The sequence below is a fragment of the Actinoplanes sp. NPDC023714 genome (assembly GCF_040639855.1).
In the GTDB taxonomy this organism is placed as follows: Bacteria; Actinomycetota; Actinomycetes; order Mycobacteriales; family Micromonosporaceae; genus Actinoplanes.
This window is the reverse complement of sequence record NZ_JBFAAR010000005.1, coordinates 494367-507733: the sequence shown is the minus strand read 5'-3', so window position 1 is coordinate 507733 and position 13367 is coordinate 494367. Positions and strand designations below refer to the sequence as shown.

Annotated in this window: 11 protein-coding genes; 5 read left to right on the top strand and 6 right to left on the bottom strand. The window is 71.0% G+C overall.

Annotation, left to right across the window (positions count from 1 at the left end; all coding sequences use genetic code 11):
* Window positions 1-45: 45 nt before the first annotated feature.
* Window positions 46-1077 carry a hemolysin family protein gene (locus tag AB0G10_RS25100; protein WP_360926203.1) on the bottom strand — a complete coding sequence of 344 codons (1032 nt, stop codon included), beginning with the start codon at window positions 1075-1077 and terminating at the stop codon, window positions 46-48.
* Complete coding sequence (locus AB0G10_RS25095; protein WP_360926201.1) at window positions 1070-2404, bottom strand: hemolysin family protein; 1335 nt, start codon at window positions 2402-2404, stop codon at window positions 1070-1072. The genes AB0G10_RS25100 and AB0G10_RS25095 overlap by 8 nt, the downstream gene beginning before the upstream one ends.
* Window positions 2405-2490: 86 nt before the next feature.
* On the opposite strand from AB0G10_RS25095, the gene AB0G10_RS25090 reads away from it, so the two are divergent.
* Window positions 2491-3147, top strand: a complete 657-nt coding sequence (locus tag AB0G10_RS25090) for a GPP34 family phosphoprotein (protein WP_360926198.1) — start codon at window positions 2491-2493, stop codon at window positions 3145-3147.
* A 47-nt stretch (window positions 3148-3194) separates the two neighbouring features.
* Here the strand turns inward: AB0G10_RS25090 and AB0G10_RS25085 are convergent, their stop codons facing one another.
* On the bottom strand, window positions 3195-5342 hold the full coding sequence (locus AB0G10_RS25085; protein ID WP_360926196.1) for a heterodisulfide reductase-related iron-sulfur binding cluster: 2148 nt from the start codon (window positions 5340-5342) through the stop codon (window positions 3195-3197).
* A 160-nt stretch (window positions 5343-5502) separates the two neighbouring features.
* Window positions 5503-5766, bottom strand: a complete 264-nt coding sequence (locus tag AB0G10_RS25080; protein ID WP_360926193.1) for a cell division protein CrgA — start codon at window positions 5764-5766, stop codon at window positions 5503-5505.
* Between the two features lie 257 nt (window positions 5767-6023).
* Between AB0G10_RS25080 and AB0G10_RS25075 the strand changes: the two genes are divergently transcribed.
* The 4 genes from AB0G10_RS25075 to AB0G10_RS25060 all read left to right on the top strand — a co-directional run bounded on the left by AB0G10_RS25075 (window position 6024) and on the right by AB0G10_RS25060 (window position 10143).
* On the top strand, window positions 6024-6794 hold the full coding sequence (locus tag AB0G10_RS25075; RefSeq protein ID WP_360926484.1) for a DUF881 domain-containing protein: 771 nt from the start codon (window positions 6024-6026) through the stop codon (window positions 6792-6794).
* 263 nt (window positions 6795-7057) lie between these two features.
* Window positions 7058-9196: a class E sortase gene (locus AB0G10_RS25070; protein ID WP_360926190.1), complete on the top strand. Its 2139-nt coding sequence runs from the start codon at window positions 7058-7060 to the stop codon at window positions 9194-9196.
* Between the two features lie 4 nt (window positions 9197-9200).
* Complete coding sequence (locus AB0G10_RS25065; RefSeq protein WP_360926187.1) at window positions 9201-9488, top strand: hypothetical protein; 288 nt, start codon at window positions 9201-9203, stop codon at window positions 9486-9488.
* Between the two features lie 4 nt (window positions 9489-9492).
* The gene (locus tag AB0G10_RS25060) at window positions 9493-10143 is read left to right on the top strand and encodes an aminodeoxychorismate/anthranilate synthase component II (RefSeq protein WP_360926184.1); all 651 of its coding nucleotides are present in this window, start codon (window positions 9493-9495) and stop codon (window positions 10141-10143) included.
* Between the two features lie 32 nt (window positions 10144-10175).
* Here the strand turns inward: AB0G10_RS25060 and pknB are convergent, their stop codons facing one another.
* Together pknB and AB0G10_RS25050 are read right to left on the bottom strand one after the other, a co-directional pair.
* A complete protein-coding gene (gene pknB / locus AB0G10_RS25055; RefSeq protein ID WP_360926181.1) occupies window positions 10176-11963 on the bottom strand; it encodes a Stk1 family PASTA domain-containing Ser/Thr kinase in 1788 nt (595 codons plus the stop codon).
* Window positions 11960-13366: a protein kinase gene (locus tag AB0G10_RS25050; protein ID WP_360926178.1), complete on the bottom strand. Its 1407-nt coding sequence runs from the start codon at window positions 13364-13366 to the stop codon at window positions 11960-11962. Before AB0G10_RS25050 ends, pknB begins: the two co-directional genes overlap by 4 nt.
* Window position 13367 lies beyond the last annotated feature (1 nt).

The following is a 13367-nucleotide window of genomic DNA, read 5'->3' as shown; positions in this document are numbered from 1 at the left end:
CCGAACACCCGAGGGCAAAAACCGGATAATGCCCCGATCGAGTGATCAGCGCAGCTTCGCGGCGGCGCCGGCCGGCTCGCCGACGACCGCGTGCAGCACGTCGTCCAGGGTGATCACGCCGAGCGGCCGCCGGCCGTCGCTCACCAGCACGATGTGCAGCCGGTCCCGCCGCATGGTCAGGAGCAGGTCGGCGAGGCTGCGCTCCGGCGCCACCACCGCGAGGGGACGGATCACCTCGGCGGGTATCGGCAGGCGCCGCTGCGGCCCGGCGTACCCGAGGACGTCCTTCACGTGCACGAAGCCCAGCACCCGCCGGGTGTCGCGCTGGACCACCGGGAATCGCGAACGGCCGCTGCGGGTCGCCACCGCCTCGAGCGTGGCCGGCGAGACGTCGGCCGCCACCGTGGTCACCCGCGACCAGGGCAGCAGCGTGTCGGCGGCGGTCCGGCTGTTGAGGCCGAGGGCCGCGTGGATCCGGGCGTACTGCTCCGAGCCGAGCAGGCCCTCGCTGCGCGCCTGGGTGACCATGCCGGCCAGCTCCTCGGCCGTGAAGACCGTCTTGACCGCGTCCGTCGTCTCGATCTTCCAGAGCTTCAGGATCAGCCGGGACGCCCAGCGCATCGCGTTGAGCAGCGGCTTCGTGGCGGTGCAGAACGCCAGCATGAACGGGCCGAGGATGAGCGCCGAGCGCTCCGGGCCGGCCAGGGTGATGTTCTTCGGCACCATCTCGCCGATCACCGTGTGCAGGAACGTCACGATCACCAGGGCGAAGACGAAGGCCACCGGGTGAATGGCGTTGTCGGGCAGGCCGGTCGCCGCGAACGGGCCCTCCAGCAGGTGCGCCACGGTCGGCTCGGCCAGCGCGCCGAGCACCAGCGTGCAGATCGTGATGCCGAGCTGCGCTCCGGCGATCATGAGCGGGATCTGGCTCATCGCGGAGAGCGCCCAGCGGGCCGCCTTGGACGTCTCGGCGAGCGGCTCCAGGGCGGTGCGGCGGGACGCGATCAGCGCGAACTCGCCGCCCACGAAGAGACCGTTGCCGACCAGCAGCACCGCGACGAAGAGGAGCTCAGTCATCGGCCGGCTCCGGCGGGGCGACCACCCGCACCTGCTCGATGCGGTGCCGGTCGACCTCCATCACGGTGAACTCCCACCCGTGCTCCTCCAGCGACTCGCCGACGACCGGGATGTGCCCGAGCCGGGCGAGCAGGAAGCCGGCCAGTGTCTCGTACGGGCCCTCGGGCAGCCGGAAGCCGGTCTGCTCCAGCGTCTCGTCCTCCCGGAGCAGGCCGTCCACCAGGAACGTCTTCTCGCCGCCGGGCGCGGTCAGCTCCTGGCTGCCGATCTCGTCGAGGTCGGTGTCGTACTCGTCGGCGATCTCGCCGACCAGCTCCTCGATCAGGTCCTCGACCGTCACGACCCCGTCGGTGCCGCCGTACTCGTCCACCACGATCGCGAGGTCCGCATCGGCGGCGCGGAGAGCAGCCAGAACCTTGTCGAGACCAAGGCTTTCGGGTACGTAGACCGCTTCCCTGGCGAGGGTCGACACCTTGATGGCGGCCCTTCGCTCGGGGGGCACTCCGAGCGCCTCGTTCACCCCGACCACGCCGGTCACCACGTCGAGCGTGTTCTCGTAGACGGGGAAGCGGGTGTGCCCGGTCTGCCGGGCCACGGTGATCAGGTCGGCCACGCTCGCGGTGGTCTTGAGGCCGACCACGTCGACGCGTGGGGTCATCGCCTTGGCCGCGCGCTTCTCGCCGAACCGGATCGTCCGGCGCAGCAGCGTCGCGGTCTCGTCGGGCAGCGCGCCGGCCCGGGCGCTGATCGCCGCGAGCAGGCCCAGCTCCTCGGGGGACCGGGCGCTCGCCAGCTCCTCCTGCGGCTCGATGCCGAGGCGGCGGACCAGCCAGTTGGCGGTCCCGTTCAGCGCCGCGATCAGCCACTTGAAGAGCGTCGAGAACCCGCGCAGCGGCGCCGCGGTGAGCAGCGCGAGGCTCATCGGGCGGGCCAGCGCCGCGTTCTTCGGCACCAGCTCGCCGAAGAGCATGGAGAGCAGGGTCGCCGCGACCAGCGCGCAGATGTGCGTGACGGTCTCGGTCGCCGAGCCGGCGAGCGGCTTCACGAGCGGCGTGAAGATCTCGGAGAGCGCGGGCTCGGCCAGGTAACCGGTGAGCAGCGCGGTCAGCGTGATGCCGAGCTGGGCGCCGGAGAGCTGGAAGGAGAGGCCGTGCAGTGCCGTGCGGACCGTACGCGCCCGGCGGTCCCCGGCCATGGCACGTTGCTCGATCTCCGCCCGGTCGACCGTGACGAGACCGAACTCGGCGGCCACGAAGAACGCGTTGCCCGCCGTGAGCAGCACGAAAGCCGCCAACGAGAGCACCGCGGTCAGGAGCAGGCCGTCCATGATCGCTTCACCTCGGCCATCATTCTGCCGGATCCGGGCCTTCCGGGACCAACCGTGACGGTGACAAGAGCCACTACCTTCGAGACATGAGCCTCCTCGACGACTTCATGCTTCTCGCTCACGACCGGCAGGGACGCCGGAAGGCCGACAGCACCCGGCTCGACTACGGGCTGGGCGGCGCGGTGCTGATGGAGCTGGCCCTGACGGGCCGGATCGACGTGGTGGACAAACGGGTCGTGGTCCTCGACCGGACCCCGACCGGCGATCCGATCGTCGACGACGCGCTGCGTCAGATCGACGGCGACCCGAAGGGCCGCAAGGCCGGCCACTGGGTGAAGAAGCTGGCCAAGGGTACGCGGAAGCGGGTGCTGGCCCGGCTCGTCGGCACCGAGGTGCTCGAGGAGGAGCACTCCTCGGTCCTGGTGATCTTCCCGCGCACCCGGTACCCGTGGGTGACGGACACCGAGCCGTCCGCCCGGGCGGACGCGCGGGAACGGATGCGCGCCGCGATCCTCGGGGGCGATGCGGGCCCTCGTACGTCCGCGCTCTGTGCCCTTGTCGCGGCCGTCGAAATGGAGCGCAAGGTCTTCCCGGAGCTCGACCGCAGGATGGTCAAGCGGCGGCTCAAGGAACTCAGCGAGGGCGAGTGGGCGGCCGTGGCCGTCCGCAAGGCGATCCAGGAGGTGCAGGCGGCACTCGCGGCCGCGAGCATCGGCGGCGCGGTGGCGGCCACCGGAAGCTGAGCCCAACGGCCGCTCCCGTCACGGGAGCGGCCGTTTCACGGGAAACCTCAGGCGTCCTGCTTGAGCGAGCGCAGCAGCACGGTCGCGACGTCGACGACCTCGACCTCTTCCTGCTTGCCCTTGCCGGTCACCCCGTCGCCGATCATCGTGTAGCAGAACGGGCAGCCCACCGCGATGGTCTTCGCGCCGGTGGCGAGGGCTTCCTCGGTGCGCTCCACGTTGATCCGCTTGCCGATCCGCTCCTCCATCCACATCCGGGCGCCGCCGGCGCCGCAGCAGAAGGAGCGCTCGGAGTTGCGCGGCATCTCGATGACGTTGCCGGCCTCGCCGAGCACCTCGCGGGGCGCGTCGAAGACCCGGTTGTGCCGGCCCAGGTAGCACGGGTCGTGGTAGGTGATGTCACCGTCGATCGGCTGGACCGGGGTGAGCTTGCCCTCCTTGACCAGGTGCGCCAGCAGCTGGGTGTGGTGCACGACCTCGACCTCGAGGCCGAGCTGCTCGTATTCGTTGCCGAGCGTGTTGAAGCAGTGCGGGCAGGTCGCCACGATCTTCTTCGACGTCTTCTCGCCGAGCGCCTCCTGCAGCGTCTCGACGTTCTGCTGGGCGAGCATCTGGAAGATGAACTCGTTGCCGATGCGGCGGGCCGGGTCGCCGGTGCAGGTCTCGCCCTCGCCGAGGATCGCGTACTTGACGCCCGCCTCGTTGAGCAGCGTCGCGACCGCCCGGGTGGTCTTCTTGGCCCGGTCCTCGAACGCGCCGGCGCAGCCGACCCAGAACAGGTAGTCGAAGTCCTCGACCTCGCCGACCCGCGGCACCTCGAAGTCGAGGCCCTTGGTCCAGTCCTCGCGGGTGTTCTGCGGGGCGCCCCACGGGTTGCCCTTGTTCTCCAGGTTGCGCAGCATGACGCCGGCCTCGCTGGGGAAGCTCGACTCGATCAGGACCTGGTAGCGGCGCATGTCGACGATGTGGTCGATGTGCTCGATGTCGACCGGGCACTGCTCGACGCAGGCGCCGCAGGTGGTGCACGACCAGAGCACGTCCGGGTCGATGACGCCCTGGTCCTCGGCGGTGCCGATCAGCGGCCGGTTGCCCTCGGCCAGCGCCAGGACGTCCATGTGCGCGAGCTGGGCCTCGGTGGCCTTCTCCTCGCCCATCAGGTCCTTGCCGCCGCCGGCCAGGAGATAGGGAGCCTTCGCGTACGCGTGATCGCGCAGGCTCAGCACCAGCAGCTTCGGCGACAGCGGCTTGGCCGTGTTCCACGCCGGGCACTGCGACTGGCAGCGGCCGCACTCGGTGCAGGTGGAGAAGTCGAGCAGGCCCTTCCAGGTGAACTGCTCCACCTGGTTGACGCCGAAGAGGTCCTTCTCCGGGTCGGCCTCCTCGAAGTCGAGCGGCTTGCCCTCGCTCATCATCGGCTTCAGCGCGCCGAGGCCGGAACCGGCCGGCTTCTCCGGGTTGCGCTTGAAGTAGATGTTGAAGAACGCCAGGAACCGGTGCCAGGCCACGCCCATCGTCGGGTTGAGCGAGATGGTGATCAGCCAGGTCATCGAGATGCAGATCTTGATGAGCGCCATCCAGGTGGCGCCGTCCTCCCAGGCCGGGAGGACCGCGCCGACCGCGTGGCTGACCGGAGTGGCCCAGAGCGGGTACTCGAAGTGGTCGGTGGCGACCTTGAACCCGCGGATCAGGAAGCCGAAGATCAGCACGCCGACGATGACGGCCTCGACGAAGTACGCCTGCCACATCGTCGAGCCGAGGAACCGGCTGCGCTTCTTGACGCCCGGCTTCTCGCGCTGGCGCACGAACACCAGGTAGAGGATGGCGATCGTGCCGAGGATCCCGAACCACTCGGTGACCAGGCCGAAGATCGTCCAGTGCCCGATGATCGGCAGGCCCATCGCCGGCGCCGCGACCTCGAAGTACGCCTCGAGGACCAGCAGCGACAGGATGATGAACGAGAACATCACGAACCAGTGGGCCGCGCCGATGGCGGACCACTTGAGCATCCTGGTGTGGCCGACCGTCTCGGTCAGCATGGTCTTCGTCCGGGTCTTCGGGTCGGCGAAGCGAGCCGGATCCGGCTGGCCGCGACGGATCACCGAGGTGATCGTCAGCACGGCCTTGACCGCCAGGTAGACGGCCACAATCGTGATCGCCCCGGCTAAGACGGTGGCGACGATCTGTGGAGTGTCCATCCGGTTGTGCCTCCTCGGTCGGCGGTGCGCCAGCCCATGTTACCCACGAGTAATAGACGGGCGCGCACCAGTCCGTCAAGGTAAAGCGCACCCCACGCCGGACGGGGGTGCGCTCACTTTGGCAGATTTTCACGTATCCGCAGGAAGCGGAGTGTGAAACCTAACGCCAGCGGGAGAGGAGGCCCAGCGAGGCGACCATGCAGCCGAAGCCCACCGCGAGGTTCCAGTAGCGCCAGCTCTCGACCGGCCACTGCTGCGACGACAGGTAGTAGATCACCAGCCACGCGATGCCGATGACGATCAGGGCGACCGCGGTGAACGGAATCCACGCGGGACTCGGCTTCTTGGACTCCCCCGCCACCGCCGGCCGGATGTCCGACGGCGGGGTGTAGACCTTCTTCTTGCGAACCTGAGACTTCGGCACGGTGCTCTCCTGAGGGCAACAAGTGGTGAACAACCCACCGCTGGGCCGGCTCCGGAAGCCCCGAATGCTGCCCGTGGCGAATACTGTTCGACAGCTAGCGTAGTCAAGGCGGCGCTCGGACAGGCACCCGCCGGGCGAGGAAAATACCTGGAGTCGGGTTCGACAGGGGGACTGGGGTGGTGTTTTCGGCGGGCGGCGACGGCATCGACGGGCGCGAAAATGCCCGTGACGGTGCTGGTGGGGCCTCCTGGCGGCTCGTGCTGCGGCGTGCCGCGCGCGGCCTGAGGCCCCGTCGCGACCACAAGAAATCAATCTGGTCGGCGGGGGTCCCGCTGATCGCCCTGGCGGCGGGTCTGCTCTTCACCACGTCGGCGACGACCGCCGACGGCACGGCCCTGCGCGACGACCGGCGGCCCCAGCTGGCCCAGCTGATCGCGGAGAAGCGGGACCGGCTCGCGGCGAGCGAGGAGCGGGCCGCCGATCTGCTCGCCGAGGTCGACCAGGAGACCGCCCGGCTCGCCGAGGTCGACCAGCCGGTGAAGACCGCCCGGGAGAACGCCGACGCGATCCGGGAGCCGGCCGGCTTCACCGGGCTGCGCGGGCCGGGCCTGACCGTGACGCTCAACGACTCCCCGCGGCGCGGCTCCGACTTCGCCGAGAACGCGCCGGACAACGACGATCTCGTGGTCCATCAGGGTGACGTCCAGGCCGTCGTGAACGCCCTCTGGGCCGGTGGAGCGGAGGCTATGACGATCATGGATGTCCGCGTCATCTCCACGAGCGCGGTACGCTGTGTCGGCAATACGCTGCTCCTTCACGGCCAGGTCTTCTCGCCACCGTTCAAGATCACGGCGATTGGCGAACCCACAGCCATGAGTCGTGCGTTGGACTCGGCAGAGGGAGTCAGGCAGTTCCGCGAGGCCGTCGCCGACTTCGGGCTCGGTTACACGGAAAAGGTGGAGAAAAACGTGACAGTGCGGGCGTACGACGGTTCGACCGACCTCCGATCGGCGCAGGCTGCCCAGTGAGTCGGCACCGCGCCCCGGACAACGACGGCCACACGGCCTACATCCCTCGCATTTCGGACGCTTCGGACGACGGCGTGCCCGGCGGTCCGCTGGCGCCCCCGGTCGGTCTGGGCGGTCTCAACGGCCGCCCCGCCGGCCGCCCCTCGCCCGAGCAGTCCCCTCCGGATCAGGCGACTCCTGATCGGGCCGTTTCGGATCGGGCCGCTCCTGATCGGGCCGCTTCGGATCGGGCCGCTTCGGATCGGGCCGCTTCGGATGCCGAGGTGAGTGCCGCGGCTGCGGCCGCGCGTCGCCGCGCCCTCCAGCCGCAGGCGAAGCCGTCCGAGCCGTTCGACTTCTTCGACGAGCCTTCTTCCGTACGCGGAAGCACCGAGCACCCGCCGGTCTCGCCGGCCCGCATCCCGGGAGAGGGCCCGACCGCCCCCATCCCGCCGGCGGCCACCCCACCTTCCCGGGGTGGCTCTCAGCCCTCCGGCGGCGCCGTCTCTCCGGGTGTGTCGTCTTCCGGCGTGTCGTCCTCGGGCATGGACCAGCTGGCCGCCCCGTTCCCCGGTTCCAGGCCGATGCCCGGTACGCGGCCCGCTGAGCAGCCTTCCTGGGTGCCGCAGAAGCCGCAGACGACCCAGGCCCCCGGCTGGACCGATCCGGCCGCCACAGCCCAGATCAGCACCGCAGGTGCCACTCCGCATCCGCAGTCCCGCGGCGACGCCACCACCGGCTGGCCCGCCACGCCCGGCGAGCCCACCACCGGATGGTCGGCAGCACCCGCTTCCCCGGCCGCGCAGTCCGCCGCCGCGCAGTCCGCCGCCGCGCAGTCCGCCGCCGCGCAGTCCTCAGTCGCGCAGCCCTCAGTCGCGCAGTCGCCCGCCCCGCAGTCGCCGGCCGCCGCGCCGAACACCCGCGTGGGCCGCCGCCGCCGTGCAGAATCGGTCAGCGAGACCCAGGCCGCCGCCGGCTGGAACCCGTCTGCGACCCCGCAGAGCCCGGCCTCCCAGGGCCTCCCGACGCCGCACAGCCCGGCCGCGCCCGCCGCCCAGGCCCCCACGGTCCTGACGCCGGCCATCGCGAGCCCAGCGGTCCCGGCCGTCCCACCGGTCGCGCAGCCTCCGGCGCACGCTTTCCCGCCTGCCACACAGCCCGCGGGCCAGGCTTTCCCGCCCGGCGCGCAGAGCCCGACCCAGGCCGTCCCGCCCGTGCAGAGCCCGACCCAGGCCGTCCCGCCCGTGCAGAGCCCGACCCAGGCCGTCCCGAACACGGCGGTCCCCGGACCGGCGGCCGCCGACGCCACCTCGACGTTCGGCGCGGTCGGCGCGGCTGGTGCGGCCGCTGCTGGTGGGGACAAGCCGGCCTGGGCCGCGAACGGCGCGGTCGGGCCCACTCGTGACCCGAGTGTCACGACGGTCATCCGTACGATCGACGCCCCCACCGGCATGCTGCCCACCCTCCCGGCAGGCGCCCCCCTTCCCGGCAAACTCACCGTGCTGCCGCCGGGCGCGGCGGCGCAGGCCGCCCGCGAGGCGGCCGGACCCGACGCCACCGTCGGCGCCGCCACGGTGAGCGCCACCCCGGCCGTCCGGCCCGCGGGCCCGGACGACGCCGGAACCCCCGGCGACGACGACGCCGACAGGCCGAAACGCGGCGAGCGGGTGGTCAAGCTCCGTCCGGAGCAGACCGGCGAGGGATACAAGAGCGTCTACTCCGAGCTGACCCGCCCGAGCGTCGGCTCGCGGATTCGCACCGGCATCCGCACGTCCGGTGAAGTGATGATCACTTTCGGTCTGGTCGTGCTGTTGTTCGCGGGCTACCAGGTCTTCGGCAACTCGGCGAAGGTGCAGTCCGAGCAGGACACCCTCGCGCAGGAGCTGGACCAGGCGTGGAACGACCCGACCGTCGCGCCGACCGCCACCAACGCGGCGGCGCCCGCCGCGCCCGGTGACAGCCTCGTCGGCCGCCTCTACATCCCGAAGTTCGACAAGGAGTGGGTGGTCGTCAACGGCGTCGAGCCGGACGACATCAAGTACGCGCCCGGCCACTACCCGGACACCGCCATGCCCGGCGAGATCGGCAACTTCTCGGTCGCCGGCCACCGGATCAAGAAGATCTTCTGGCGGCTGGACGAGATGAACGACGGCGACGTCATCGGCGTCGAGACCCGCGACAGCTGGTACGTCTACCACGTCTACAAGTCCGAGATCGTCCGCCCGCATCAGGTCGAGGTCGTCGCGCCGGTGCCCGGCAAGCCCAGGGCGAAGCCGACGAAGGCGCTGCTCACCCTCACCACGTGCAACCCGAAGTTCAACAACTACGAGCGGCTCATCGTGCACGCCGAACTGGTCAGCACGGTCCCGCGCGACCCGAGCAAGCCCGACGCCGGCATGCCGGCCGAGATGAAGGCCTCCTGAGACGATGTACGCCTGGATCTGGCGCAAGCTCCCGGGTGCCGTCTGGAGCAAGCTGTCCATCTCGCTGGGACTGGTCGCGGCCACCGGCGCGCTGCTCTGGTACGTGATCTTCCCGTGGGCGACGCCGCTGCTGCCCTTCGACGACGTGCAGGTCGAGTCCGGCACCGGCCAGGACGCCGAGACGGTGATCCCCGGTGACGACGGCGGCGCCGGCGACGAGGACGCGCCCGAAGAGCTGCCCTACAGCACCCACTCCAACGACCCCCACCCCAGCGAGACCGCCAGCAGGTGATGAGTTGCGCATCCTTGTCATAGACAACTACGACTCGTTCGTCTTCAACCTGGTGCAGTACCTCGGCCAGCTGGGCGCGGAGTGCGAGGTCCGCCGCAACGACGAGATCTCGGTCGACGAGGTGGGCGGCTTCGGCGCGGCCGGCCTGCTGCTCTCGCCCGGACCGGGCTCGCCGGAGCGCGCCGGGATCATGATGGACGTCATCAAGGCGTACGCCGGGAAGATCCCGATGTTCGGCGTCTGCCTCGGCCACCAGGCGATCGGCGCGGCGTTCGGCGCCACCGTGACCCGGGCGCCGGAGCTGCTGCACGGCAAGACCTCGCAGGTCCACCACGCGGGTACGGGCGTGCTCGCGGGCCTGCCCGACCCGTTCACGGCGACCCGCTACCACTCCCTCGCGGTCCTGCCGGAGACGCTGCCTGACGAGATCGAGGTGACCGGGCGTACCGAGTCCGGCGTGGTCATGGCGATGCGGCACCGCGAGCTGCCGATCGAGGGCGTGCAGTTCCACCCGGAGTCGGTGCTCACCGAGGGCGGCCACACCATGCTGGCGAACTGGCTCGCCTCCTGCGGCCTCACGTCGGCCGTGGAGAAGGCGCCGGCCCTCGCCGCCGAGGTGGAGACCCGCCGCAGATCCGCCTTCGCGACCGCATGAGAAAGGCCCGGGGAGATCCCCGGGCCTTTCCGCTAGTTCAGGCCGGTGCCGCCACCGCTGCCGTCGTCCTCTTCCGGGGGAGTCTCCCCGGTCGACGGCTCGGGGCTCGGCGACTCCTCGACCGGCTCACCGACGATGCTCAGCGTGATCGTCGTACCCTTGTCGACCTTCTTGTCCGGCGCGACGCTCTGCTTCGCGACGTCACCCGGGTTGCCCTCGGCCTGGATCGTCTGGATGCTGAAGTTCAGGCCGGCCTGCTCGAGCCGGTCCTGCGCGACCTCCTGCGACAGGCCCTTCACGTCGGGGACCACGACCTGGCTGTTGTCCGAGACCGTCACCGTGATCTCGGTGCCCGGCTCGACCTTCTTGCCGGCGCTCTCCACCTTGAGGACCTCGCCCTTGGGCTGGGCGCTGGCGACCTCGCGGATCACCGGCGTGAAGCCCTTCGCCACGAGCGCCGCCTCGGCCGCGCTGGACGTGCCGCCGACCAGCCCGGTCGGCACCTCGACCTCTTCGGGCGCGTTGCAGAGCTGGTAGCTGACCTGCGCGGTGACCTCGATCTGGGACTGCGCCGCCGGGTCCTGCTTCTCGACGGTGCCGGTGCACTCCTTGTCGACGGTCGGCTTCTGCGCCACCCGGTTGTTGAGCCCGAGCTGATCGAGCTCGGCACGGGCCTGCTCCTCGGTCATGCCTTCGAGGTTCGGCATGGTGACCGTGGCGACCGTGGGCGTGTCGTCGGTGTTGTCCCGGTCGCGGCTCATCGCGAGCGCGACGCCGAGGACGATGACGACGAGCACGGCGAGGCCGGCCAGCGTCGCCATCACCCAGTTCGACTTGTTCTCCGGCGGGCGCTGCTGGGCCACCGACGCCGGGATCGGCCGCTGCATCGTGGTGGCGGCCTGCGGCTGCCACTGCTGCTGCGGGCCCATCGCGACGGTCTCGGCCTGGCTCATCACCGGGGTGGCCATGACCGGGCGGCCGGAGACGGCGCGCAGCGCGTCGGCGCGCATCTCCTGGGCCGACTGGTAACGGTTCAGCGGGTTCTTGGCGAGCGCCTTCAGCGTGATCGCGTCGATGTCCGGCGGAAGGTCCCGGACGATCGAGCTCGGCGGCCGCGGGTCTTCCCGGACGTGCTGGTAGGCCACGCTCACCGGGCTGTCGCCGACGAACGGCGGGTGCCCGACGATCAGCTCGAAGAGGACACAGCCGGCCGCGTACACATCGGAGCGGGCGTCGACGGACTCGCCGCGCGCCTGCTCGGGCGACAGATATTGCGCCGTACCGATCACGGCGCTGGTCTGCGTCATCGTCGTGGCGCCGCTCGCGAGCGCCCGGGCGATGCCGAAGTCCATCACCTTGACCTGGCCGTTCTGCGTGATCATCACGTTGCCGGGCTTGATGTCCCGGTGAATGATCCCGTGCCGGTGGCTGAACTCCAGCGCCGCGCAGATGTCCGCGATGATCTCGAGGGCGCGCCGTGGCTGGAGGCGCTGCTCCTGGGCGAGCACCTCCTTGAGGGTGCGGCCGTTCACGAACTCCATCACGATGAACGGGAGCCGCTCGCCGGTGGCGGAGGTCTCCTCGCCCGTGTCGTAGACGGCGACGATCGCCGGGTGGTTCAGAGCTGCCGAGTTCTGTGCCTCACGCCGGAACCGCTCCTGGAACGTGGCGTCCCGGGCCAGGTCGCTGCGCAGCATCTTGATGGCGACGTCCCGGCCGAGGCGCAGGTCGCGCCCGCGGTGCACCTCCGCCATGCCGCCGTAGCCGAGCAGCTCGCCGACCTGATACCTGCCACCGAGCAGGCGGGCCTGCGCCGTCATAACGTCTGTCGTCCTTCGTTCAGTCGGATCCGGCCGAGCTGGGCATCGGCCTTCATAAGACGGTACGACGCCACCGACACTGGGTCAGCAACCACGCCCGAGCGGAGGATAGCCGCAGAGCTGCTCTGATAGCCCAGCGTGCTGCCTACGGCGCTGCTGCCGTTGCCATCTCGTAATAGGAAAGAGATGACCCCGGCGCAGAGGAGAACGAGAAGGGCGAGCACCACGGCCAGAACGATCAGGACCTGGCGCCCGAAAGTGTTCTCCGGCTTGGCGCCCGGAGACACGGGGGGTGAGTACGCCGGCGGCCCCGACTGGGGCCGATAGGGCGGAGGCTGCGGCGCCGGCGCCGGCTGGCGGTACGGCGGTTGCATCTGCGGCGGCGGGGAGGTCGGCACCGAGGCGGCGCCCCGCGCGCCCGACCCGGACACCGGCCGCGGCACCGAGGCACGCGCCGCCGCGCCGGACTGCGGACGGGCCTGGCCCGAGTGGGGCGGCCCGGAGTGCGGTGCGGAATGAGGAGGGGCCGAGTGCGGCGGGGCGGAATGCGGCGGCGAGGAGATCGGCGGCTGCACGATCCCGGTGGTCAGCGACGCGGCGGCCTGGCGGGCCACCGAGGCCATCGCGGCGGCGCTCGGCCAGCGGCTCGACGGGTCCTTGTCCATGGCGCGGTCCACGATGGCGCGGACCGCCGGCGGGATGTCGCCGGGCAGCGGGCGGGGCGTCTCCCGGACGTGCTTCATCGCGATCTCGATCGGCGTCGCGCCGTCGAACGGGCGGTGGCCGGAGAGGCACTGGTAGGCCACGACGCCCAGCGCGTACACGTCGGAGGCCGGGGTGGCGACGTCGCCGGCGGCCTGCTCGGGCGAGATGTACGACGCCGTGCCGAGCACCGCGCCGGCCACTGTCAGCTGCCCGACCAGCGCCGAGCGCGCGATGCCGAAGTCGGTGAGGACCAGCGTGCCGTTGGGGCGTACCAGAAGGTTTCCGGGTTTGACGTCGCGGTGGACGATGCCGTTCGCGTGCGCTGCCTGCAACGCGTCGGCGGCCTGCGCCACGAGCGCCATCGTCCGGGCCGGCGTCAACCGGCCCACCCGGCTCAGCGTCCGGGAGAGGGCGTCACCCTCCACGTACTCCATGACCAGGAACGCGAGCTGCTGGTCACTGCCGTAGTCGTAGACGTCCACGACGCCCGGGTGGTTGATCGTGGCCATGGTCCGCGCCTCACCGCGGAACCGCTCGGCGAAGCCCGGCTCGTCCAGCAGGGCGGGCAGCAGGATCTTGACGGCGACGGTACGGCCCAGCACCTCGTCGGTGCCGCGCCAGACGTCGCCCATGCCGCCGCCGGCGATCCGCTCGTCCAAGCGGTACCGCCCACCCAGCGTGACCCCCGGGCGGATCATG